The 24,478-nt window shown below is 32.3% G+C and carries 28 protein-coding genes; 8 read left to right on the top strand and 20 right to left on the bottom strand.

Annotated elements, in window-relative coordinates; translation table 11 throughout:
• From NiCM35_RS26230 to NiCM35_RS26210, 5 genes are all read right to left on the bottom strand, one after another.
• Window positions 1-832: stage II sporulation protein P (locus tag NiCM35_RS26230; protein ID WP_047944576.1), on the bottom strand; the 832-nt coding region annotated here is incomplete at its 3' end.
• A 152-nt stretch (window positions 833-984) separates the two neighbouring features.
• Window positions 985-1,701, bottom strand: coding sequence for a YwmB family TATA-box binding protein (locus tag NiCM35_RS26225; RefSeq protein WP_016204444.1), 717 nt, complete (start codon window positions 1,699-1,701; stop codon window positions 985-987).
• A gap of 131 nt (window positions 1,702-1,832) precedes the next feature.
• Window positions 1,833-2,450 carry an NAD(P)/FAD-dependent oxidoreductase gene (locus NiCM35_RS26220; protein ID WP_016204445.1) on the bottom strand — a complete coding sequence of 206 codons (618 nt, stop codon included), beginning with the start codon at window positions 2,448-2,450 and terminating at the stop codon, window positions 1,833-1,835.
• Window positions 2,451-2,511: 61 nt separating this feature from the next.
• On the bottom strand, window positions 2,512-3,093 hold the full coding sequence (locus NiCM35_RS26215; protein ID WP_031539950.1) for a YdhK family protein: 582 nt from the start codon (window positions 3,091-3,093) through the stop codon (window positions 2,512-2,514).
• A gap of 157 nt (window positions 3,094-3,250) precedes the next feature.
• Window positions 3,251-3,610 (bottom strand): hypothetical protein, encoded by a 360-nt coding sequence (locus NiCM35_RS26210; RefSeq protein WP_016204447.1) that lies wholly within the window; start codon window positions 3,608-3,610, stop codon window positions 3,251-3,253.
• Between the two features lie 245 nt (window positions 3,611-3,855).
• On the opposite strand from NiCM35_RS26210, the gene NiCM35_RS26205 reads away from it, so the two are divergent.
• Window positions 3,856-5,097: a type II restriction enzyme NmeDI-related protein gene (locus NiCM35_RS26205; protein WP_016204448.1), complete on the top strand. Its 1,242-nt coding sequence runs from the start codon at window positions 3,856-3,858 to the stop codon at window positions 5,095-5,097.
• Window positions 5,098-5,154: 57 nt separating this feature from the next.
• Here NiCM35_RS26205 and NiCM35_RS26200 read toward each other — a convergent pair whose 3' ends face one another.
• A complete protein-coding gene (locus tag NiCM35_RS26200; protein ID WP_016204449.1) occupies window positions 5,155-5,484 on the bottom strand; it encodes a four-helix bundle copper-binding protein in 330 nt (109 codons plus the stop codon).
• A 165-nt stretch (window positions 5,485-5,649) separates the two neighbouring features.
• Here NiCM35_RS26200 and NiCM35_RS26195 point away from each other — a divergent pair, with 165 nt between their 5' ends.
• On the top strand, window positions 5,650-6,315 hold the full coding sequence (locus NiCM35_RS26195; protein WP_016204450.1) for a winged helix-turn-helix transcriptional regulator: 666 nt from the start codon (window positions 5,650-5,652) through the stop codon (window positions 6,313-6,315).
• Between the two features lie 219 nt (window positions 6,316-6,534).
• On the opposite strand, the gene NiCM35_RS26190 is transcribed toward NiCM35_RS26195, so the two are convergent.
• A complete protein-coding gene (locus NiCM35_RS26190; protein WP_053215803.1) occupies window positions 6,535-7,542 on the bottom strand; it encodes a hypothetical protein in 1,008 nt (335 codons plus the stop codon).
• 175 nt (window positions 7,543-7,717) lie between these two features.
• On the opposite strand from NiCM35_RS26190, the gene NiCM35_RS26185 reads away from it, so the two are divergent.
• Window positions 7,718-8,218, top strand: a complete 501-nt coding sequence (locus tag NiCM35_RS26185) for an RsfA family transcriptional regulator (RefSeq protein WP_016204452.1) — start codon at window positions 7,718-7,720, stop codon at window positions 8,216-8,218.
• A gap of 45 nt (window positions 8,219-8,263) precedes the next feature.
• On the opposite strand, the gene NiCM35_RS26180 is transcribed toward NiCM35_RS26185, so the two are convergent.
• Together NiCM35_RS26180 and NiCM35_RS26175 are read right to left on the bottom strand one after the other, a co-directional pair.
• Entirely contained in the window at window positions 8,264-9,376 is a 1,113-nt protein-coding gene (locus NiCM35_RS26180; protein ID WP_016204453.1) for a tetratricopeptide repeat protein, read from the bottom strand.
• 45 nt (window positions 9,377-9,421) lie between these two features.
• The gene (locus tag NiCM35_RS26175; RefSeq protein WP_016204454.1) at window positions 9,422-9,658 is read right to left on the bottom strand and encodes a hypothetical protein; all 237 of its coding nucleotides are present in this window, start codon (window positions 9,656-9,658) and stop codon (window positions 9,422-9,424) included.
• Between the two features lie 321 nt (window positions 9,659-9,979).
• Between NiCM35_RS26175 and NiCM35_RS26170 the strand changes: the two genes are divergently transcribed.
• Window positions 9,980-10,219, top strand: a complete 240-nt coding sequence (locus NiCM35_RS26170; RefSeq protein ID WP_016204455.1) for a hypothetical protein — start codon at window positions 9,980-9,982, stop codon at window positions 10,217-10,219.
• Window positions 10,220-10,376: 157 nt separating this feature from the next.
• Here the strand turns inward: NiCM35_RS26170 and NiCM35_RS26165 are convergent, their stop codons facing one another.
• On the bottom strand, window positions 10,377-11,036 hold the full coding sequence (locus NiCM35_RS26165; RefSeq protein WP_053215802.1) for a hypothetical protein: 660 nt from the start codon (window positions 11,034-11,036) through the stop codon (window positions 10,377-10,379).
• Between the two features lie 408 nt (window positions 11,037-11,444).
• On the opposite strand from NiCM35_RS26165, the gene NiCM35_RS26160 reads away from it, so the two are divergent.
• The gene (locus tag NiCM35_RS26160) at window positions 11,445-14,447 is read left to right on the top strand and encodes a Tn3 family transposase (RefSeq protein WP_016204457.1); all 3,003 of its coding nucleotides are present in this window, start codon (window positions 11,445-11,447) and stop codon (window positions 14,445-14,447) included.
• Between the two features lie 683 nt (window positions 14,448-15,130).
• Here NiCM35_RS26160 and NiCM35_RS26155 read toward each other — a convergent pair.
• From NiCM35_RS26155 to NiCM35_RS26145, 3 genes are all read right to left on the bottom strand, one after another.
• Complete coding sequence (locus NiCM35_RS26155) at window positions 15,131-15,529, bottom strand: four-helix bundle copper-binding protein (protein WP_016204459.1); 399 nt, start codon at window positions 15,527-15,529, stop codon at window positions 15,131-15,133.
• Between the two features lie 185 nt (window positions 15,530-15,714).
• Window positions 15,715-16,104: a DUF302 domain-containing protein gene (locus NiCM35_RS26150; RefSeq protein ID WP_016204460.1), complete on the bottom strand. Its 390-nt coding sequence runs from the start codon at window positions 16,102-16,104 to the stop codon at window positions 15,715-15,717.
• Window positions 16,105-16,179: 75 nt separating this feature from the next.
• Window positions 16,180-16,320 (bottom strand): SHOCT domain-containing protein, encoded by a 141-nt coding sequence (locus NiCM35_RS26145; RefSeq protein ID WP_156827861.1) that lies wholly within the window; start codon window positions 16,318-16,320, stop codon window positions 16,180-16,182.
• A gap of 204 nt (window positions 16,321-16,524) precedes the next feature.
• Between NiCM35_RS26145 and NiCM35_RS26140 the strand changes: the two genes are divergently transcribed.
• Window positions 16,525-17,988, top strand: coding sequence for a multicopper oxidase family protein (locus tag NiCM35_RS26140; protein ID WP_016204461.1), 1,464 nt, complete (start codon window positions 16,525-16,527; stop codon window positions 17,986-17,988).
• Window positions 17,989-18,172: 184 nt separating this feature from the next.
• Entirely contained in the window at window positions 18,173-18,502 is a 330-nt protein-coding gene (locus NiCM35_RS26135) for a four-helix bundle copper-binding protein (RefSeq protein ID WP_016204462.1), read from the top strand.
• A 134-nt stretch (window positions 18,503-18,636) separates the two neighbouring features.
• Here NiCM35_RS26135 and NiCM35_RS26130 read toward each other — a convergent pair whose 3' ends face one another.
• From NiCM35_RS26130 to NiCM35_RS26100, 7 genes are all read right to left on the bottom strand, one after another.
• Complete coding sequence (locus NiCM35_RS26130) at window positions 18,637-18,867, bottom strand: SHOCT domain-containing protein (RefSeq protein WP_016204463.1); 231 nt, start codon at window positions 18,865-18,867, stop codon at window positions 18,637-18,639.
• Window positions 18,868-18,879: 12 nt separating this feature from the next.
• Window positions 18,880-19,194, bottom strand: a complete 315-nt coding sequence (locus tag NiCM35_RS26125; RefSeq protein WP_016204464.1) for an SHOCT domain-containing protein — start codon at window positions 19,192-19,194, stop codon at window positions 18,880-18,882.
• A 40-nt stretch (window positions 19,195-19,234) separates the two neighbouring features.
• Window positions 19,235-19,423, bottom strand: coding sequence for an SHOCT domain-containing protein (locus NiCM35_RS26120; RefSeq protein ID WP_016204465.1), 189 nt, complete (start codon window positions 19,421-19,423; stop codon window positions 19,235-19,237).
• 68 nt (window positions 19,424-19,491) lie between these two features.
• Window positions 19,492-19,872 (bottom strand): hypothetical protein, encoded by a 381-nt coding sequence (locus tag NiCM35_RS26115; protein WP_016204466.1) that lies wholly within the window; start codon window positions 19,870-19,872, stop codon window positions 19,492-19,494.
• 48 nt (window positions 19,873-19,920) lie between these two features.
• Entirely contained in the window at window positions 19,921-20,163 is a 243-nt protein-coding gene (locus NiCM35_RS26110) for an SHOCT domain-containing protein (protein ID WP_016204467.1), read from the bottom strand.
• Window positions 20,164-20,459: 296 nt separating this feature from the next.
• Window positions 20,460-21,827 (bottom strand): sensor histidine kinase, encoded by a 1,368-nt coding sequence (locus tag NiCM35_RS26105; protein WP_047944567.1) that lies wholly within the window; start codon window positions 21,825-21,827, stop codon window positions 20,460-20,462.
• The gene (locus NiCM35_RS26100; RefSeq protein ID WP_016204470.1) at window positions 21,811-22,518 is read right to left on the bottom strand and encodes a response regulator transcription factor; all 708 of its coding nucleotides are present in this window, start codon (window positions 22,516-22,518) and stop codon (window positions 21,811-21,813) included. The genes NiCM35_RS26105 and NiCM35_RS26100 overlap by 17 nt, the downstream gene beginning before the upstream one ends.
• A 985-nt stretch (window positions 22,519-23,503) precedes the next feature.
• Between NiCM35_RS26100 and NiCM35_RS26095 the strand changes: the two genes are divergently transcribed.
• A complete protein-coding gene (locus tag NiCM35_RS26095; RefSeq protein WP_082138441.1) occupies window positions 23,504-24,358 on the top strand; it encodes a recombinase family protein in 855 nt (284 codons plus the stop codon).
• The last annotated feature ends 120 nt before the right edge of the window (window positions 24,359-24,478 follow it).

The raw sequence follows: 24,478 nt of genomic DNA, 5'->3' as shown, positions 1-24,478 counted from the left end.
CTACAAAGAATAATCTTGCATATTCAATACCATTAAACTCTAACGTAGTAATCTTTCTTGCCTGTGAATCCCTATGTATATCAATAAGATAAACTAAAGACTTTTCCTTAGTAGTAGCTTCTTGGACGATTTCTCTTGTTAAACTATAGGATTGAGCGTAACTCCAACCCTTTTTTTTAAGTTCTGCTGTTACATTGGTAGTACTATGTTCAGCTCCTATCCCCCTCTCTAATAATTCATTTTGCAATTGGGTACCCACTTGGATTACATTTTTCTTTTCGTCCAAACTAGACGCCTGATTTGGATCTGTAATACCTGAAAGTTGTGGTAAAAATGCTTCCCAACTATGAGAATGGTATATATATACAACATTTTTATTAGAAGCTTCGTTCTTTGGAGATTCTATTTTGTCTTCATTGGAACTGCTATTATTTTCATTTGTAAGAATATCCTCATTAGGAGGCGGAGACTCTATTGGTAGCGTTGCTAGATTAGTCCCTTTCCCTGCGATAGCTATCTCAGTATTAAATTGCGAAAATCCTACTAATTCTCTTCCTAAAAAAGTCCTTATATCTTCAGGCCAAATATTTGAAGTAAGCCAAACTACGCCGTTTAAAATAGATGGTTTTTTAATTTCTTCGTTAACATCTGATAGTTGAAACTGTCCAATTTCAAATAAAGAAGAAAGAATATCTGCATCTAGTTGCTTAGTAGAAACAGAAACAATGTCTGATGAAAGTTTTATATCTGATTTCAGATAATTTATTAGGAAAATACTAAAATACATGACAATAATAATAGCTAGTAGATAACCATTTAATATTCGTATCATAATTTGACCTCCCTATTTGATAGTGGTATCTACATATTTATATGTAATAGTTTCATCAGTAGTCTGCATGTTTTCTGCACATTCAAAGAGACAGGTATTTTAAAGATTATATAAAAAATGGCTACTCATTATGGTAGCCATTTTTAAAAGTTTCAATATTCTTCTGTTATAATAGGGCTTCCAATTGTTAAATTATAAGTGTCTTGAAGCTCTTTATTTGTCCTTATACCAAATTGAATGTTAAATTTGTTTTTTTTATTACTAGATAAATAATCCTTCCACGACTTGTTATAAGCAGTAATTGAAACAAAATCATCTTCAACTAATTTTTCAATAGAGTTTGCTGTAAATTTTTTCAAAAGTAGCGTTGAAATTTGTTTAATATTTTCTTTCTTTCTTACTAAAGCCTTAACAGTAAAAAAGTAGTTTTCTTTCTCATCTAGTGATTTCAAAACATTTTGGTATTCCTCTTTATTCCAATCTGTGCTTTTATAACTATAAGTTTCTAAAATGTTATATTTATCATTTTCATTATATGCAGTTAAGGTAATTAACTGCTGGATATTTTGGTCTTTTAATGTACCAGTTAACTTAATATGATGATTTTTATCTTTCTCAACTTCCCAATTAAACTGTTGATATTTTTTCTTTAATTCAGATTCTCTTTGATAATATATATTTAATGAAGTATTACTCTTCTTTTCTTTTTTCGTGTAGATAGACCATTGAGAAATATCAGCATTAATTGATTGAAGATTAACTATGGTTTTTAATAATTTATCCTCTTTTCCAGAAACCTTATAATTAAAATAAAAAAATAAAGAAATTAAAAGGACAGAAGCAGTTATATAGATAATTGTTTTCTTCATAAAATATCCCCCTTTAGTTTCATAGTGTCCTATATTAATTACTTTTATACCTTAATATCTTTTAATCTATAACATTAAGTAAACTAGAAAAATATAAAAAAGGTAATAGAGTCGCTCTATTACCTTTTCTATCAAAGACGTTCCTTGATCTGATCTATTCCAATTCGGTTAACAAATTTATAAAACTTTTCTCTTTTCTTTCCTTCATTAATATATAATTCTAATATTTCCTCAACCTTTCTATATAGTTCCTCTGGTGAAAGTTCCTTCATTAATAATGTTCCTATTTCTGCATCTTTTCCAGTTGCTTTACCTCCTATATAGAGGGAGTAAGTATCTTTTATTTTCATTATTCCTATATCGTTAACTAATGGTTCACCACAACCAACAGGACAACCAGTATATGCAGCTTTTAAGGTAAATGGTACCTCTCTCCCTGCAATTATTCTGTTCAATTCCTGTGCTATAGGCATCCCTTCTTCCTCAGACCCTTTACAAAAATTACATGTACGTAAGCTTTTTACATAATTACCTACAGGATAACAACTTAATCCACTCAGTCTAAATTCCTGCATAATTTCAGTAGCATTACTTTGGGGAACCTCCAAGTATATTTGTTGAAAGGTAGTTAATTCTACCTCTTGATCCTCATCTAAATATTTAGCCAAAAGCGCTAATTGTTTTGCATTTAATTTAGCTCCAAACTGGATACCACCGTTGACTGCAATTTTTATCTTTTCAACGCTCATATTTTCCAACTCCCACATTATTATAAATGTAAAAAAGGCTACCAAAAGATAGCCTTTTTTATTATTCTACTGGAGATAATTCACTTTCCGTAATCCATTGGTGGTTCGTTACTTTTTCTCCACCTGTGGTTGGGGTATAATCTACCATATAAACCGTTGTTTTTTCTGCTGAATCGATTGTAGCCTTTGCCCCCTTCATGCCTTCCATATGGTCTGCGTTGACTATAACTTCTGTACCTGGCTCAATTGCTTCATCTCCAGCGTCTTCAATTTCCTCTTGAATTACCCATTTATGATTTGTTACTTTTTCTCCACCTGTTGTTGGAGTATATGAAATTGTGTAAACAATTGTATCGTAAGCACCTACGATTGTCGCTTCTGCTCCATCCATACCTTTCATATGGTCTGCATTGATTATTGCATTACTTCCAACCTCATATTTAGGCTTTTCAGCGACTTTTAGACCCTCAGGAACTTCTCCTGAACCCGACATATCCATGCCTTCCATATCATGAGAAGACATATCCATTCCCTCTTCACTTTTGTTTGAGCTATTTTCGTTGTTATTGTTTGAACAAGCAGCTAATAATAAGACCAATAGTGTTAAGATTAGACTGCTTTTCATGAAAGTTTTTTTCTTCATTTGAATTCTCCTTTTTTTCTTGTTCAACAATTAGATGTTCCTCATAAAAAGATGAAAAATATTTATTGGTATATTGACTGTTTCTGCTCCTTCCTATTTTATTTTCCCCTATTTTACAAAGAAAAAATGCAAAAAATATGCAGAAATTTAATATATCTTAAATCAGGAACATTCTTATAATACTAAATAAGAGCAATAATGGAACGACTGAAAAAATAAAAGCCCAAATTCCTTGTGTATCTTCTTTCCTTTGTAGCTTTGTATATTTCTTAAAGGAAATTTCTCCTTTTGCAAATTTCATTCCATTTTGATTTGGCTTTATTACGTATTCTTGATCGTAGTTATCTTTCAAGACAACATTGGTAATAAGGGACTTTTCATCCCAATTAGAATCTAGGAAGACATCTATGTTGTTATTTGAGTAGATTACTCGGTCAAATTTATATATGGAACTTTCTTTTATCGTTTTACTTACTTTATAAGCCTGTTCTTCAACAAAATTGTTTGTTAAGCACATATTTGACCCACACCTCTTAATTAATTAGGTTTTTTGGAAATGTTTAAAAGACTTTTTCACCACATAATGTTACATATATTATATGTTTATTAATGTCCCATTTACACTATGGAATTTAAAATAGGTACAGTTTCATGAAAAGCTTTTATTAGCCTTTAATGCTAAGAATTACCGAAAACAAATTTGTTAACCATTTGAGGATTCAATCAAAGAGTCTAAATTTTTATTTATAAAGGAGTTATATTATGACTTTTACTTTACTTAAAGCAATCGATGAATATAAAAATGACCCAGAATCTGTTTACCAAACCTGGTTTATAAATAACAACGATAGACTAAAGGCATTTCGTACGATAAAAAATGCTATAAAAGTAGTTATTAAGGAAATAGAGAATAACACATTTCCTTGTGATTTTAAGGGTTCATCCCTTGAGGTAGCTATTTCAGCAATTGCGGAACAAAAGCAAATCTTTGAGGGCGCAGCTCATGCTTTTTATTGGAAGCCAAAGTTAAGAATACCTGATATTTATGAAAATGAAGATAATAAAAAAGCCTTTGGTCAATTTTTAAAGGAAACATTGCTCTATAATCAAGAAAAACAATTAATCTATAATATTATGAAACTTCAAGAAAAAAATATAAAAGGACTAGGTCCTGCAGTAGGTAATATTTTATATTTTCTTCACCCTACTATTTTCCCGCCTTTCAACACTAGCATTGTTAAAGGTTTTAATATGATATTCAAACAAAAAATTAAATTAGGATCATGGGAAGATTATTTAACGATGCGCGAAATTATGATGGAGTATAATAATAACCATAACCTAGTCCTATCAAAAGATTTAGGTGCACTAGCAGGATTACTATATGAGATAGGTTCTGGCAGACAAGTTATTCAAGAAAACCACACTCTACTATTACAGGATATAGATAAAGTTAATAAAAAGCTAAAAAAAAGACATGAAGAAATTCAAAAGGAATTAGCCGAAGAGAATGAACATACTGAAATGCAATATTATTTAGCTAAAATAGGGACGACTCTTGGTTATAATGTGTGGATAGCAAAAAATGACCATAAAAGAGAATGGAAAGGATATAAATTAGGCAACTTTTCTATTCCCCATTTAAACTTAGAAACAATTTCAAGTGCTGTTAGTGAAACGATTTCTTTTATCGATGTTCTATGGCTTAATGGTGAAAATAAAGTTATAGGTGCATTTGAAGTAGAAAAGTCCACGTCTATATACTCTGGAATTTTACGCCTACAGGATTTGTCTATGTCCTTTAACAATGATAAGTCCAGATTTTATTTAATTGCTCCGAATAAAAGAAAAAAAGAAATTAAAGCACAATTATTAAGACCATCCTTCCAACATGACAGTATGTGTAAAATTTCTTATATTCTATTCTCGGATTTAAGAGAAGACTGTGAAGCTATGTGTAAGTTTGGAGTTAATATTTCTGTATTAGATAAGATATCAAACTAAATCATAATCCTATAAGTTATACTTGTATATATAACTTATAGGATTTTTTACATTTTATTAAGAAACCATTTTTCTACAGAATTCTGCACATTTAAAGCAAGATTCTGCGCATTGGAGACAATGTTCATGATGACTGTGCTTTTTACATTCTTCCCCACACTTTTCACAGATATCCGCACATAACAAACATATTTCCTTTACTAATGGGCTATTAGACTGCATTGCTTTTGCGGCTAAACTACAGATATCCGCACACTCTCGATCTAATCTAATACAACGAGCCATCATTTTAATATCTTCTTCATTTAAACAAGCATCAAAACAAGAATTACATGCTTTCATACATTCCAAACACGCTTTAATACATTCTTCGTAGTTCATATTCATTCTTTTCCCTCCTATTAATTTATACAAGAATATTATTCCCATGGATTTAATAAATAAACTGCATAAAAAGTGCAAACTTTTTATGCCTAATCTGCAAAATTTCTACATACTTCACTTATATAATCCTATTTAAAACCTAATTCAAGTTAGAATAGGAGAGTTTTAATGAATAACATTTTGTTAATTGGAGCAAGTATTGAAGAAAAGTGGAATACTCTATTAACAAGAAATGGATATAATTGTATCGGACCGATAAATATTGAAGAAATTCCAAATTACATTTATTCTCCATTAATTGATATTGTTTTAATATATGATGAACATTTATCCATAACAGTGGAATCAATTTGTATAAGTATTAATAAAATTTCTCCTGCTTTTATCATGGTAATAAGTAGCAATATAAATTATTCACTTGTTAATATTTTAAAAAGTGGGGCAGACGTTTGTTTATTTGAACCAATATATGAGGACGAGCTAATTGCCAGAATCAACTCATTATTGAGGCATAAGAATAAATTAACAAATGATATATTTACTTACAATAACTTAGAATTAAATATAAAAAAACGGAAAGTACATTACAGAGAGAAAATAATTCCACTAAGTCAAATAGAGATAAAGATTTTAGAAATGCTGATAAAAAATGATAACAAAGTTTTGTCCACTGATTTTTTAATAGATAATATTTGGGAAGATCACAAAATAAGTGCTCAAACGCTCCGTTCTTATATTCGTAATATTAGAGATAAAATTAGAGATTCTGGTTTCCCTGTTGATAAGTATTTAATTACAGTTTGGGGAATGGGTTATATATGGAAGTTTGATTAATAATTTCTCAATATATCCTTTTAATTGAACAGGAAAATAAATTCGTTTTCTTGACATTATTATAAATAGCAAATATGGTTAATCTAACAGAACCCACCACGCCTCTTAACCTTTGTTAACGCGGACCAAGGTGGGTCATTTTATTTTAAGGAAAAATTTAATTTGAATTCTGAATTTGCTTCCAAAATAAAAAAAGAATTGCTTCTGCAATCCTCTTTTTTATTTACTTGCGATTTTTTGAATATCCTTCTCAAGTAATTTTTTCCTATTATTTATTTCGTCAATTTCTAGTTTTTGTTCTAAGATATAAACAATAGCAGCATAAACTGTATCATAATTATCCAAACAATCTTGATCAGATAATTCATGAATTCCTTGACTTAAAATCCCGTATAGCACCTTGTTATTTACTAAGAATTGAGGTAAATAATCTTTTAGAAATTCAATCTTTTCGTTCATACGCATTATTAAGAATTCGTCTTTATTAGCAGATGGATTTTCATTTAAATAAATCTCAAATTGATCAAAAATCAAATTTTCGAATATTCTCCGAAGATAGACATAAGAACCAACACCAACCCCATGAGATTTCAAACCTACTGAAGTGCTTAGTTCGGTCATAATAAGTTTGTTCTGCTTACCCTTCATTATTGATTTATATCTTTTGGTTGAATTATCAAACTCTCTTATTGAAGGATTTTGCCCAATCTTCGTTAAATGTCCTTTTTCATCAAGCATAAAAATAACATTGAATTTATGTTGCTCTTTTGCAGTACAGTTTAATTCAAGTGTTAGTATGCCATTTTCAAAAAATGACTCTCTTAGTATTTTAACATTTTCTTTAGTTGCCCTTTTAGCATAATCAATGTTCTCCTCATATTGTTCTTGGCTACGAATATTACCATCCGAGATTAAATAAGAAGATTTAACACTTTCTGGAACTTCTTTAGTGCTTTTATAAACTATTGGAACTTCTTTGTTGCAAAAAGGACAAAAATGAAAATCATTTAATTTATCATTTGAAAAAATACCTTTTAAAGCTTGAATATCAATGTTTTCCATAAAATGAGTTATATTCCAATTACCTGCGATCTCACCGTCATTATCATAATAAGGTTCAGCTTCCTCATCTTCTACAATAGATGTTTCAATTTTAATTTTGCTATATAAAGGGAAATCTAAAAGCAATGAATATTCTTTACCTATAAATTCATGTAATCTTACCATTGTAATCCATCCTTCAATTTATATTAATATAAATAATGCTATCACAATTATATATACTTTTTATTTTAAAATGTGCTAAATTCAACATTTTTTCTATCTCTGTACTTGTTTCTCGTGGACTTTCTTTTTTCATATAAAGCATATATTATGGAAAAGAGTAGGAGGTTTTTTCTATATGTCTACAAGACAAAATGGCTGGACAAAAGACGAAGACTTATTGTTGGCAGAAACAGTTATTCAGTTTATTAAAGATGGTAGGACACAGCTTCAGGCATTTGAAGAAGTCGGAAAACAATTAACAAGAACTAGTGCAGCTTGTGGCTTTCGCTGGAACTCAGCTGTCCGTAAACAGCACGAATCGGCTATTAAGACAGCTAAAGAACATAGAAAACAACTAAAAAAAGGTGTTAATATTGAGACAAGTGTAATAACAATTCAAGAGTCAGAGCAATCCCCTATTAAAAGTGGTGATGATTTTGAGCAAATACTAGCGTTTATTAAAGACATTTATAATAAATCCAAAATATATGAAGAACAAGCAGGTTTATTAGAAAAAATAAAAGAACTAGATGAAGAAAATAACAGGCTTCAAAACGAACTAATCTCTACAGATGAGGCCTATCAAGCCATAGTTGAATTAATGGAAAAAGCAAGGGAAATGGTCTTGTCCAAATAAAAGCAGCTGCCGAAGTGGCAGCTGTTTAGTATCTCTATGATGGTTTTAGTCCATCCTTTTTTTAATTTTATGTCTTGCTTGAAGTGAAAAATAAAAGTACTTACTAGCCTTTTCAAAATCTTGTCTTTCATTATGATAAGATGCTATTAAATCAGCATATTCTTCTTGGTCAATCCATCGTTCTTTTTCTGTAAAATAAGTGATGGCGGATTGAAGCGTTTCATCGTCTGCTTGGTCCTGAAGATATAATTCATTTAAAATTACGTATTTATAGTGATAAATCATATTATCATTTTCAATTGTTTCCGCTAGTCCTCTATAGCAATGATTTTTAGCTTCCTCAATGCTTCCATTCATCAATAATTCCTTAGTAAAAAGAAACCTTAGTTTAGCTTGATCCAAATGATATTCTTGCAACTCTAATGCTTTCCTTATGTATTTTAAGGCTGTAGTACTTTGGCATTGGTCACTGTATAAAAAAGCCAGGTTGTGATATGAGAGTGCTATTAACTTCTGGTCATCTAACTTTTTAGCAATTGAAAGAGCTTCTAATAATAGTTCTTCAGCTTCAACATGCTGCTTTAAATCAATTAAATTTAGAGCCTGAATCAGCTTGTACTCTGCTATCTTGTTACTTGGTGACTCCATATTCACATAAACATTAGTTTCATAAAGATTGATACATTTTTCGATACTCCGAATAGATTTTACTGTTTCTTCAGTATAATAATATACTGAAGCTAATCGGTAATAAAATGCAGATAACTCCAATTCATCTTTTATACTACTTAAATATACTTCAGCTTGAATAATCCACTCTAAGGAATTCTCATATTTCCCCTTAGTATATTCAATATTACATTGTGCCATAAAGTAGAAATACTTCTGTTCTGAAGTAATGTTCTTACTGCTCAATAACGCTGCCGCTTTTTGTAAAGCTTTATCTCTTAAAGAAGTACTTCCGAATAAGTGTTCATGTAGTGCTATATTAGCATGATAAAGCATCCCTAATTGATCATTGTGAAAATAGGCAAATTGCTCTTGTGCTGCCTGAACTTTAAAGAACATACTCTTTCCTCTATCATAATTGCGTAGTACACGAGTCCAATTTAAAAGTAATTCATACATTCTGTTATTGGATATAAAGGAAATACTCATACCTTACTTCCCTTCTTGATTTTTCCATATTATATCGCAAAAGAACTACTTACGCTTATATAAATCTCTAGCCTTTTTAAATTCCTCTAAATCAGGTTTCCAGAAGAGATAAGTGTGGGTATTCCCCTTCCCTAAAGTTACTTTCTTCATTACAGGTATCTTTCCATTGGTTAATGCAAATTGAAAGTTAGCTTTGGTCATTTCAAGAAACTCTTCTGCTTCAGGACGTAATAATACTTTCTCAATGGCTTCCTCTTTTTTTAAATCTTCATTTTGGGACATATTAATTCTCCTTATTATTTATACTTAATTATTATATCATCCCTTATATATTTGTGAAATATAACTTAATAATCATTTAACTATGCTATATGTTTATCTAATCCTTAATATGGTATAATTGAATTATAGATTAATATAGTTAGCCGGATAGTAAAAATAGTAATTAAGTAATATTCTATTTATATAATCTAATAAATTTAGAAAATAATAAGATAATAATACCCAAATTAAGTTTTGAACGGTAGTGGAAGAAGATAAACGAACAACTAAAATTGTTTCAGAAAAACTGATACAATTAATAATAAAATGGAGGTATGAAATATGGAAAACACGATAAAGCAAAAAAGTAGTCTTAGTAAGATTATTACTATTACTATTATTACTGCATTAGTAATAATTTCAATATTCAAAATAGAACTAATTGGTAAAGTTATCTTCTGGATACTTGCTGCAATTGTGGCAGCTGTTTTCTTTAAACGTGCAGCTTATACTATACTTGGAATTTCTCTAATTATCGGGGCTATCTACCTTATAGTAAAAGTATTTCAAATAGGACTGTAGCTTTATCGATTTACAAGTTTTTGGAGGGGAAAAAAAGTTTTTTAATCTTGAAAAGCTAAACAAACATAACCCCGACAAGACGGGGTTATGTTTGTTTAGCTTTAATTTTAAAATATAAGTTACTTCATCATTTTAAAAAATGACAATTTCACTATTTTTATTTTCTATTTTTCTTTCGTGACTTTCTTTTTTGCTTTTCATTTATGCGTTTACTATTTGGTTTCTTCTTTTTGTTCTTTACTGGAATATTTTCTTGATATATATTTTCAAGTGCAGGATAAAGACCCTGTTCCAAGTAGTAAAAGCTTCTTGTTTGGTAAACTAATTCTGAAAGGTTCATTAATGACTGAAATATATCCCAACAACTTCGAGTAAAGTCTTTTAGTGAAATAACGGGAGGTTGTTCATTACCCTCTTTACCTTTCGGGAAATACGTGATCTGCTGACTTTGTATATCTATTTTATATGTGTTATGTCCAATAGCATTTCTTAGTTCCTTATTTAGATGAGGATACACAATATTATCGAATGCTTCATTTCCATCAATAAAGCTTAATTTAATACCTTTAGATTTCAGTTTATTTGTATAGTCGTCTAAACTAACGACATCGCTCCTTATTTCTTTCATTAGTAAAAAATCACCGCGATATTTTAGGTTATTATAAGCTACTATAAGCTCTAACATTTCAGTGATAACCTCATAAACATCTACATAAAATTGCTTTAAATCCTCAAAGGATACTGTAGTAATACCTTTTTGATCTAATACATTTTCAGAAGCTTCTTTATAAAAATCCATACCAAAAACGGGAATCATGAACCTGAATTTCTCAGTGAATTGCTTAATGCATTCAAATATTTTTTCTTCGTTTCTATGGATGGAGGTAGAGAAGTGTTCTACTAAAGCAGTAAATTCTTTATCTTTAGTTTTTTTTAGATTTAAAATTTCTTCTCTAATAAACGTGATTTGCTTATTAAAGAAACTTTTACTTAATATATTTGATAATAACCCTACTATATTAATCTGTCGAATGGCAGTAATGTATTGTAATTCATTATCTAATGGAAATTTCCTATTAGGCCTAGTGACAGGGTAGCTGCTCTAGTCCGCGGGATTTCTTCCAATAAAAGTAAAAAAATAATAATTTTGAGAAGTATTGTTGATAGCTGTCTATGTTGAAATTTATACTGTTTATAAAATGACATAGCGAGAAGAGGGAAACCCTTGAAGAGAAATTGGAATCAAAAAGAACTCGATGAACATTTTAGTTTATTGCCAAATGAAAATCATTTAGTGCTGAGTAAGAAAACAAGTGCAAACCGTATAGGGTTTGCTGTCCTTCTTAAATATTTTCAACAGGAAGCACAGTTTCCTAACAAGAAGCAAGATGTGCCTAAAGATGTCGTTCAACATCTAGCTGATCAAGTAGATGCATCGGTTGAAGACTTTTACGACAGCTATGGTTGGGGTGGAAAAGAAAGAAGTTATACAGAACATCGAAAGGCAATACGCAATCTTTTCGGATTTCGCGAGATTACTGCAAATGACAATCATCTTTTCGCAAAGTGGTTAGAAGAACAGGTCCAGTTTACACATGATACCGACTATTTGAAAAACCAATCCTACAGTCTCTTTCGTACTTGGAAAGTTGAACCTCCTTCAGTAGGAAGCCTGAAGCGAATGATTGAATCTGCTATTGATCATTTTGAAAAGAATTTATATAACATGACCTATCAGCAACTTTCTCCTAAGACTTGTTCACGATTAGATGCATTTCTTGAATCCCATTCTGATGGAGGTTCCAATGTTTTTTTCGAAGCTGAAATTCCTGATGAAGAAAACAACGACAATTTAACATTTCGCCAGTTACTATCCTCTCCAGGCAAACCAAGTGTAAGTACGATGGAAATGGAAATCAAAAAACTATTAGCCATTCAACATCTTCAAATCCCTGATGGTTTATGTAAGCAGGTGTCTCCTAAACTAGTGAAAAAATATCGACTTCGTGCAGCCACAGAAACCGTAACGGAATTGCGTGCACACCCTGCACCGATTCGCTATACCCTTCTTGCCATTTTATTTTCGCATCGTCATGAGGAAGTCATTGATTATTTAGCTGATTTATTGGATGAAATTACGCTTAAATTTGGAAATAAGGCCAAGAATACAACACGAAAAGAAGCAGTAGAAGAATTAGAAAAAGTCCAAGGGAAAAATAAACATATTATCAATTTATTAAAAGCAACCGTAGATCACCCAGAAGGGGTCATTCAAGATACTCTATTCCCCATTGTTAGCTCTGATACGATTCGAGATATTATTAAGGACATGACAAAAAATAACCGGGAGTACAAAGAAAAAGTCTATACAAAAATGCACTCTTCTTACCAAGGGCATTATCGGAAGTCCCTTTCTAAAATTTTAAACAACCTTACTTTTCGCTCAAATAATCAATTTCATCAGCCGATTATCAAGGCTATCCAACTCATTCGAGAGTACGGAGAAAGTGGGCAACGTTATTTTGCTGCTGGAGATGAAGTTCCCATTGAAGGTGTAATTCAGCCGAAATGGAAAGACGTTATTGTCGAGACAGACAGCAAAGGAATAGAAAGAGTAAATCGAATTAACTATGAAATTGCAGTCATCCAATCGCTCCGCACTCGACTTCGGTGTAAAGAAATTTGGATTGAGGGTGCTGATCGATATCGAAACCCAGATGAAGATCTCCCCCAAGATTTTGAAGAGAACAAGGAAGAATATTTTCAAGCACTAAAAGCGCCACTGGATGTAGATCCTTTTATCGAAGATATTATACAGTTGATGAAAGATAAACTCCATTTACTGAATCAAGGGTTAGAGGATCAAAGTAACGAAAAAGTGGCGATTACTACAAGAAATAACAAGGGGTGGATTCGGGTCACTCCACTTGAAAAGCAAATTGAACCCCCACATGTGATGAGGATTAAACAGGATATTAAAAACCGTTGGTCTGATATCAATCTATTGGATTTATTAAAAGAAACAGATTTTCATACGAAGTTTACCAAGCACTTTAAGACTACAGCCGATCGAGAGATTTTAGATCGAGAAACCATCCAGCGACGGCTCCTTCTAAGTTTATTTGGGTTAGGAACGAATACAGGTTTGAAAGCTGTTTCTGCTGGAAACCACCTAGATGGTTATCGGGAACTTCGATATATTCATCAAAAATTTATTCATAAAGATCATTTGCGTAAAGCTAATGCAGAGGTTACCAACCATATTATCTACAATCGAATGAAAGAAGTATGGGGAGAAGCTACTACTGCATGTGCTTCCGATTCAAAACATTTTGGATCTTGGGATCAGAACCTGCTTTCAGAATGGCATCCTCGTTATAAGAAACATGGAGTTATGATCTATTGGCATACGGATCGAAAGTCAGCATGTATTTATTCACAGCTAAAAACCTGTCTTTCTTCGGAAGTTGCAGCTATGATGGAAGGGGTTCTTCGTCACTGTACGGACATGGAAGTTGACAGAAATTATGTCGATACACACGGACAAAGTGTCGTTGCTTTTGCTTTTTGTCATCTTCTTGGTTTTAAACTGATGCCACGCTTTAAAAATATTGGTTCTCAAAAGTTATATCGTCCAGAAGCTGGCATGAATGAGGAATATCTTCACCTGCAACGGGTTCTAAGTAGACCGATTAATTGGGATCTTATTCGGCAACAGTATGAACAGATCATTAAGTATGCAACTGCACTAAGGTTAGGTACTGCTTCTGCTGAATCCATATTAAAGCGATTCACTAGGGATACAAAACATCCAACCTACCAGGCTTTATGTGAATTAGGGAAAGCGATTAAAACGATCTTTTTATGTGATTATTTACATGATGAAGAGATTCGCAGAGAAATCCATCAAGGATTAAATACAGTGGAACAATGGAACTCTGTCAATACCTATATTTTTTATGGGAAAAACAGTGAAATGCGTTCCAATTCTATAGAAGATCAAGAAGTGGCTGCCTTATCGCTTCAATTGCTGCAAAATTGCTTAGTCTATATGAATACCTTAATGGTACAAGAGGTGCTTTATGACAACAACCAATATTGGTTGAAGAAAATGACTCCAGAAGATTTTAGAGGATTAACACCTTTATTCTACAACCATGTGAATCCTTATGGAATCTTTCAACTCAATATGGATCAGCGAATACCTATTAAGTTGAAAGTTTCGTAGTTTTCTCACCGGTAACAAAAAAACAGCTAACATGATGAAAAGATATTAGCCGGTTTTTGAATGAATATCTGGTTGCCAAAAGTTCACAATTCTTCAGAAAAGCGCTCGATTGTTGGAAGGCGGGGCTAGGCTATGTATATATATTTAGGTTCTGTTATAGTTATGGTTGGATGGGTGATCATTATGAAAAAAATTAAATATATCGTCCTTTTTGCTTGGGTTGTGCTTTTTTTATATTTTTTTGATATGTTTATGCCTAAAGGTATACTTTACTTTGTTGTAGGGATACCAGTATTATTTTTAAGTTCCGTCGCGATTTTTAAGTTTCTTGATAATAAATAGAGTGGGGAACAATGAAAAGGGATCTTTTAGTTGAAAGATCCCTTTAGCTGCTTGTTCTGTTAAAGCGCCCTTTAACAGAAAATTTGAATTCAAGATAATATTAATAATGATCTTCCGTTTTTGCCCCCTTTACTTGCATAACTAATAAAAAAGAAGGAGTAGCCCTTTTAAATTGCCACTCCACAATAGCCTCTATGCTTACTCCTGTAATATATAGACTTCAACTAAAGACTTCTTATGTGAAGTAATATTTAGAAGTCGTTGATTTTTTAGTCGTTTTTCCTCCAATTAGTAATTTTTGCGACTATAGTATTATATTAAACTATTTTATTACCAAAAAATTATGCTTGTATTGCGAAGACACGACATTCCCTTGCACAATGCAAGCAGACTTGCGCACAATGTTGTGAATGGTGGTCAGAGAACTTGGCACATTCGTTTCCACATACTTCACAAATATGGGCCAACATTCTATTCATACGGCTATTTCGGGCAATACAACTAGCTGTTAAATGACAGATATCAGCACAATCACGTAATAACTCCAGTTGATATCTTCGAGCATGAATATCTTCATGATGGAGCAAGTGGGTAATCATATGATCACATGTTGCTGCGCATTGTTGAACCGTGTGAAGCAAATTTGAAGGGTGCATCATTCCCATAGACATTCCATCTTTCATTCCAGCAGGTGATATATTGGTTGGTGAAACATTTTCCATCCTAATCATATTGTACATGGTTACTCCTGTTTGATTGATTGGGTAAATGCTCTACGGTAGTATCGTATGTATGGGACAAATAACATGAAACCGAGCTATTAGCCTGTTTTGATTCATGATCTTCATTAGCACATAAAACAGAAAAAATGTTAAAAACAAAAAACAGGTTTGCGAACATTCCACAAACCTGTTCTTACTTCCTTTCATTTACTTTTTTCTAACACATCGATGAGTATTTCTTCAATATTCTCTGCAATGGATTTCAATTCGGGATCATTTAACAAACCAATCATAGCCGTTGGTTTTGGAAGTCCAATTTTAGTCTTCCCTTCACTTTCATAGACAGTTATCTTACAAGGCAAGAAATATCCAACTAATGGATTATAGCCGAGAACCCTTGCAGCTTCTACGGGATTACAAACTTCAAGTATTCGATAAGGTGAAGTATAACTATGTACTCCTTTTTTCTGTAGGGTAGCAGTTAAATCAAGCTGCCATAGGATTCCAAATTTATTTTCTTTTAAATTTTGTTCAATTGATGATATAGCTTCATCAATCGTTTTATTCGTAATGACTGTATAATGGAATTCCATAAAAATCCTCCACCTGATTTGGTTTTTATTTTCGAAATAATGTTGTCTTGGATATTTTATTTAATCCTTTTACCCTTAATCCTTTTTATTCTTTAATGCTAATTTAACAGCAATATAGACAACAGCACCTATGACAAGCAGATTAATTAACCATCCCAAAAGTCCAAAACCCCAAAAGTAACTGCCCATCATGCCGTTTCCGGGCAAACCCATCATTAATTTTTCCTCCTTTATATCGTGACTTCTGATACAAACAACAAATTTTACGTATAATACTGATAATAAAAATCTGTTATGGAAAGCTAGAATCGAAACAGTTTATAAATAGATGTTCTTTTAGTATTTTTATTAAAAAAGTAAATATTATGTACGGCATTATACTAATTAAGTTCAAACTACTAAATGAAGGAGGGAAATTTAATGAAAGCAAATTACGGCATCTTCATTGCAGGTATCATAATAGTCTTGGGAGGACTCTTTCTCTTTTTCGTACAAGGTCAGGATATGCCCGGTCAATTACCGGATCTATCAATGAATCAGCCATCTGATAATCAATCTATTGAAACAGAAGAATCCCCTCTCCCTATACCGCCATTATTAAAAGATAAAAACCCTGATCCAAATAAAGCAGAATTTCAAATAACTGCCCAAAACTCTACAAAAGAGTTTATTGCCGGAAAAGAAACAAAGACGATGGGGTATAATGGCGATTATTTAGGCCCCGTTATTCGGGTTCGTAATGGTGAAGAGGTATCTGTAAACGTAAAAAATAATTTAGAAGGTGACATAACAACCATCCACTGGCATGGTCTTGAAGTTGATGGCGTCAAGGATGGCGGACCACACTCAGGGATTCAACCGGGAGAATCATGGTCTCCAGAATTCAAGATAGAACAGCCCGCAGCTACTTTATGGTTTCATCCCCACCCTGAGCAACAAACTGGCAGACAAGTCTATAATGGATTAGCAGGTTTATTCTTTATTGAGGATGAAGTTTCTGATCGTTTAGATATTCCGAAAGACTATGGAGTGAATGATGTTCCACTTATCATTCAAGATAAAAGGTTTAATTCGGACGGAAGTTTTGAATACGAGTTAGGGATGCATGATGTTATGAACGGCCTACAAGGAAACACAATGCTTGTGAATGGAGCTGTTAATCCATTTTTGGAAGTACCTAGGGGTATGGTTAGACTTCGTTTATTGAATGGTTCCAATGCAAGCGTTTATGAATTAAATCTCAGCAATAACCAAACCTTCTATCAAATTGCTAGTGATGGCGGGTTCCTTGAAAAGCCGTCAGAAATGAACAATATCGTTCTTGGCCCTGCAGAAAGAGCAGAAATCCTTGTTGATTTTTCAGATTTTAAAAAAGGAGAAACGGTTCAATTATTGAATCAAGGATCAGAGTTTATGAAGTTTGTTATAAAAAGTGAAAGTCCAAAAGAATATACCATTCCAGAAAAGTTAACTACCATTGAAAAAATAAACCCTGATAGTGCAGTAAAAACAAGACAATTTGTTTTTCAGGGAATGGGACCCAGTGTAAACATCAATGGAAAGCAAATGGATATGGATCGAATAGATGAACAAGTGAGTCTACATGATACGGAGATATGGGAAATTTCAAATGATAGTGGGATGGGGATGATGGGTGGAATGGCTCATCCTTTTCACGCTCATGGCGTACAATTTCAAATTCTAGATCGTGATGGAAATCCACCGCCTAAAAACGAAACAGGATGGAAAGACACCATTCTCGTTTATCCGGGAGAAAAAGTTAGAGCCATTGCAACCTTTAATCATTCTGGTGTATTTATGTATCATTGTCATATTCTTGAACATGAAGATGCTGGAATGATGGGTCAATTTAAAGTTGAATGAGATCATTTAGTTCATTTAATATTGATTAAACTTTTGAGGATGTTTTTCAGAGTACTTGAAGCAGAAGCAGGAATATTCAACAACCATATGACAGCATTTAAATTTATGATTTATAAAATCATTTCATATTTTTGCTTTTTAAGGAGATGATAATACCGTATTAAATGTAAGGAGGAATTTTGATATGCAAATGACCTATGAAGAGTGTATCAAGGCATGTCTTGAATGTATGGAGGCATGTAATGGTTGTTATGATGCCTGTTTAAAAGAAGATGATGTAAAAATGATGGCGGAATGTATTCGTTATAACAGAGAGTGTGCTGTTATTTGTGCATTAGCAGCACAAGCAATGCAATCTGACAGTCCTTTAGCAAAACAAATTTGCCAATTCTGTGCTGAAATATGTGATGCTTGCGGAAAAATTTGTGAACAACATGGACATGCCGAGCATTGTAGAAAATGTGCAGAATCCTGCCGTAAATGTGCAGAAGTTTGTAGAAAAATGGCTTCTTAAATTAAATGTGGCAACCTTTTATTTGGTCGCCACATTTAATAGTATCAAGTTGGGTTTATCAAGTTAAATACTTGGAGAATTCAACCAATAATCAATGAATCTCCATCAATCCTTACTCTATTGTACTTTGTATATTATAAATTCTTTACAATTTGTTCATATTCTCCTTTGTCAATTTCTCCCCGGACATAACGGAGCTTTAAAACCTCTAAAGGATTATTGTAGCCTTTGTTATTTTGTTTTTCTTTTTTAAAGACAATTAGGAAGTCAAGAACAAGGTTTTTGGCTATTTTTATTAATTTGAATAGATCACCTGTCTTCACAAGATAATAAAAGATTATAATGGATAAGGTTGCGTTTAACACTCATTTCACCTCTTACTTTTTAATCGTTTGTAGAATGGATTGAAATTCATCATGTGAAATCTCACCACGGGCATAGCGTAACTTTGCAACCTCTTCTGCCTCAATGACTGTAGTATTATTCATTTTAATTGATGAAACTCTAGTTTGTTGTTTTTGATTTCTGAGTAGTAAAAATAGAACCACCCCGATCAGAATAAACATTAAAATAGTCATAAAAGACCCATTAAACATCATGTCAAACGAGTTAAACCCTGATGGCATTCCATTATAACCGTAAAATCCTCCATTACTACCTCCAAAGGATCCCATATGTCCCCCATTCATCATTTTAGTTTCTCCTTTCCTGTGTGTATTTAGTTGATTTATCTTATAACAATTCTTTTAGTTTATTGTATTCTTCCGTTGAGATTTGACCGGATGCATATCTATAATCAATAACCTCTTTTAGTTCGTTTGAGCTGTTCGTTTCTTTCGGTTGAATTTGATTAAATAATTTCTGTAGTTCTCCCGTTTTATACAGATAAAAACCAACAGCCAAAAGTAGGAATAAAAACATATCTTAGTTTCCTCCAATATTCATATTTTTGGGGAAGCAGGTCATTATCGACCTGCTTGAAATGAAAATTATAAATTTCCCATTTCTCTAAAGTTGCTGCTTTGAGAAGAACCACCCGTTCCGTGCATTCCCTTGTACATTTCTTCGAGTTGTTGATTATTTAAATTAGGATGCATTTCACTCATATATGGTTTCATTTGACCAAAGTTCATATTTCCTTCTTCCATGAACTTTTGCATCTCGTCAACATTCATATTTCCTTCTTCCATGTATTTTTGCATACTTCCAACATCGCCTGATTCCATCAATTCAACCATTTGATCATAATTACCACTTTGTTCTTGAATCACTGTATTTTGATTTGGAGTATCTTTATCTGAAAATAAGGCTAAACCTGTTCCTCCAGTAAAAGCTAATGATGCTGCTAGAATTCCATTAATAATATTCATATCTATTCAATCTCCTTTTAATAGTTATATTTTTTAAAATAGTTATTCTTATAAAATATTTTTCTTGATTTGCTCAAATTCTTCAAAAGAAATTTCACCTTGAGCAAGTCTAGACTTAGCAATTTCTAGTGCGTTTGAACTTGTTACTTGCTGGTTTCCATCTTGTGTACCTATTTTTTGATTGTTTATTCCCAAATAGAAAAGGTAACCAATTAGCAAAACGACTAAAATCATCATAATCGATCCACCTCCCATTCCGAACATTCCAAAACCATGACCTAATCCCATCATTGTTTTATCTCTCCTTTCCTATTTTTATCTTACAGCTCAAGAATGTAGAATTTATGAGGAATTTATGTGAAAGTTATGGAGAAAGTTTTCTCATAATTAATAGGTTGTTAACCGGAACACTGAACATCTATCGCCTCCTAATTTTTTCTTGTAAAGTTTCATGTTGCTTTCTTTACTTGCTCTTATCATAATCAACACTTGTAAAGAACTTATGAGTAAGGTATGAAGAACTTATGTGGATGAAAGTTAACTTTTTTTCCTAATCAAAAAAGGATTAAGTCAAGTGACTTAATCCCTTACTGCTTTGGAATCTTTACCTCTACAGTTGTTCCCACATTTAATTGACTATCGATCTTTATTTCGCCATGATGGGCTTCTACAAGTGCCTTTACGATAGATAACCCAATCCCAATGCCCCCTGTTTTCCGATCACGTGATTTATCACCCCGATAAAATCTTTCAAATAAGAACGGGAGATCATCCTCACTAATTCCAACTCCTTCATCTTTAATAATAAAACTAATTTGATCATTTTTTTCCTCTATATAAATCGATACTTGTTTTCCTTTCGATGTATATTGAAGGGCATTATTGACTATATTAGTTAAAATTTGAATGATTTTATCACGATCACCTAAGAACCAATGCTGCTTATCGGGGTGTTGAATCCTTAATTCAACACCTTTTTTCATAAACAATGGACTGAATTGGTCGTTTATAAAAGATAATAGTCTTCCAGTTTCTAACTTTGTTTTATCCAATCTAATCTGAGGATTTTCTGCGGCCATTAATTTTTCTAACTCATTAACTAGGCGAACTAGCCGCATTAGTTCCTCATGACATTGATCTAATCTTTTCGAATTTGGTTCCCAAATACCATCTTGAAAAGCTTCAATATGACTTCTTAATGTTGCAAGTGGCGTTCTAAGTTCATGAGCAAAGTTAGATGTAAATTGTTTTCGAAGCGATTCCTGTTTTGCTAAAGATTCTGCAAGCTGATTAAAGGACTCCCCTAAAGGCTTCATTTCTTCTGTCAATTCATCAATAGGTACTCTAGTTCGCCATTGATGATTACGTAACTCAATAATCGCATTGATCAGTTTTTTAAACCCGGTTGTTAGTCGTTTAGAAAATAATAAACTAAATAAGAACGATAATATGACTGTAACCAATACCGCAAGGTAAATGTTTCTTTTAATAGACTTCAAAAAGTCAGAATCCTTACCTATTAATTCTTCAGGATAAAATACCGTCAATTTGCCGACTAATTTATTATTGATTTTTAATTGATAGGAAGTTGATTGATAATCATTAGGATCTAGTGAGGTATGATTACCTTCCATCATTCCCATCATGGAACGTACTGAGGTTGTATCAATCAGTAAGTTCCCATTAGTATCATAAAGTCTATAGAATAAATTTTCAGTCATTGCTTGTTCATGCATCTTAAAACTCAAATTTTGATTAATTAATTCTCCTGTCTCATTAAATTGTTGCAGTGCATCCTTTTTTATTGATTCGATACTTTCATCTCTATTTTTTTTGAGATAATCGGTAAATTGATTTTCAACCCCAAAAAAGATGGTAAAACTTGTAATGAAAATGCCACTCAAAGAAACAATCAAAAGATAGATTAAAATCCTTGACCTAAGTGTTAGATTCATCTTTTTCTCCCCCAAACTTATAGCCCATTCCGAACACAGTAATGATAAATTCAGGGTGACGAGAATCGGTTTCAATTTTTTTTCGCAAATTTTTTATATGTGTATCAATACTTCTTTCGTATCCTTCAAAATAGACACCATCTTCTTGAATTTTTTCTAATAAATCAGCCCTACTATAGACTCTTCCCGGATATCTTGCCATCGTAATTAATAGCTTAAATTCATTTGGGGTTAGCGCGAGTATGTCACCATTAAACTTTACTTCCTTTTTCACATGATCAATCATAAGTTTATGGTTATTAAAACTGATTTGATTTACATTCTCCATCTTTTGTGTTCTTCTTAATAAGGCTTTTACTCTTACAACCACTTCTCTTGGACTAAATGGTTTTGTCACATAGTCATCAGCACCAATGACAATTCCATTAATCAAATCAGCCTCAGCTGACTTTGCGGTAAGCATAATAATGGGGATATCACTTTCTTTTCTCACTAACCTACACACCTCTTCACCTGAAATATCAGGTAACATCAAATCTAACACAATAAGGTCAGGACTCTCATCCTTCACTTTTTTTAAAGCTTCGATTCCATTGGTAGCAAAAGAAATTCCCCAACTTTCCTTTTCAAAATAAGCTTCTAACACTTCAAGAAATACCTTTTCATCATCTACTACTAGAATTTTTGTCATAAAATAATCACCTCTTATTAGCATATTATCATCTTATTTACGAAAAAAAATAATCTCCATAATTTCCACACAACTTCATCTTGGAAACTACATATTGGGTATGTAAAAAGAAATTTAATTAACCAAAGAAAGAAAAGGAATTAGAGGAAGAAACGAATAAATTTTTATTCGTTTCTGGCTAGGGGTGCGGACATACCATGAAGGATAATAACTCTTTAATGGAGATATAGTACCATTTTTTATTATGAGAAATTAGGAATTGGCAAGAGCTGAAAAAGAAAGGAACCAAATTTGAGAGATTCATGACGATATGAAAAAGAATTTAGTACCATTTATACAAAAAGAATGACAGAAAACCATCTCCACAAATCACAGTGGAAAATCTAGAAACATAGTAAATTCTTATCAGCTTTCGATTCACATACTTAGAGTGTATAGAGATTTGCATTATTTAGAAACCTACCTAGAAAACCATCATTTAATTCTTTAATCGGGGTTATATTTTCTTTAGACACTTTTTTATTGTCATAATTTCTAAATGGTTTCAGTACGAGGTTAAAAAAGTTGTTAAAATTTGATGTAAAATACTTCATTGCAAAAAGTATAACAATAAAGTTGTTTTAATCTAAGGGTTATTCAAGAATTACTCCTGTTAATTGAATTTTTTCTTTCTGACTTTTACCAAGCTCCATAATAACACCCAAGTAATCCCAATAAAAAATATTTCTATTATATAAGATTCAAAGTCATTCATATTGGTATTTCAAACATTTCCAAACAGGTTCTTCCTCCATTAAATGGCCCTTTTCTGGAATAAGCATATAAAAGAAAACTTATTATCAAAAACGAATGTATTTGATAAACTTAAATTCCTAAACTTTTTGGTCACAATAACCTTATTCACTCGTTATCAAAACTATTATCAAAAACAAATTAACAATAACACCCTTTAATGATAAGATTATCACTAACAAAAGGGGGGACCATGATGCAATACACTTATGGATATGCAAGGGTTAGTACCAAGCAACAAGACTTGATTCGACAACTGGATTTGTTAAGCGAATACAACTGTACCGAAATATTAACAGAAAAAATGTCGGGTACAAAAACGAACAGACCGGAACTTATTCGATTAAAGGATAAAGTTAGACCCGGAGATTCAATCGTTGTAGAGAGTTTTTCAAGATTAGGTCGAAGTACAAAAGATTTGATAGAGTTAGTTGAGTACTTTGAAAATAAAGATGTTAAATTGATTAGCATAAAAGAGAATTTTGATACGAATACACCACAAGGTAAACTTATGCTTACTGTATTTCAAGCATTCAGCCAATTCGAAAGAGACCTAATTGCTCAACGAACAAAAGAGGGGTTAGAGAGTGCAAGATCCAGAGGAAGAAATGGTGGCCGTCCAAAAGTGAAAGAAAAACAGATAAATAAAGCTCTAAATTTATATCACTCTAAGGAATACAGTATTAGCGAGATTGTAGAAATGACCGGAATAAGTCAAGCAACATTGTATCGTTACATACGAACAACACGGCAAGGCAAAGATCTAGAAAACACTGCAAAAATAAGAATGGGGCTGCGAATAGAAAATAACAATAAATTTGTACGTGGCAAAGGGAAGGTTAGAGAAAGTATCGAACAGTTCCTAAAGGATAATTACAAAATGGAGATCATAGCTAACGAGTATATAATCTATGTCCCTTACACAACTATCGATGCGTTAGAAAAGACAGTGTATGATATTCTGGGTGAATTGGATAGTGAGGCTGATATGAAGAATTGTTTTATTGAAGCAGCCGTTTATTGCGATGAATTAGGACTCACATGGTAATTTCAATGGGTTTATTTTTGGTTTTCCTATTTCCATTTCTTTTCTATTACCTTATTAAACAATTAAATTACTTTTATTGGAAGAAATCCTGCGGACTAGAGCAGCTACCCTGTCACTAGG

The organism is Niallia sp. M35 (assembly GCF_050971705.1).
Lineage (GTDB): Bacteria > Bacillota > Bacilli > Bacillales > Cytobacillaceae > Niallia > Niallia circulans_A.
Note: the sequence above shows the minus strand (reverse complement) of the source record. Positions and strands in the feature narration are given on the sequence as shown.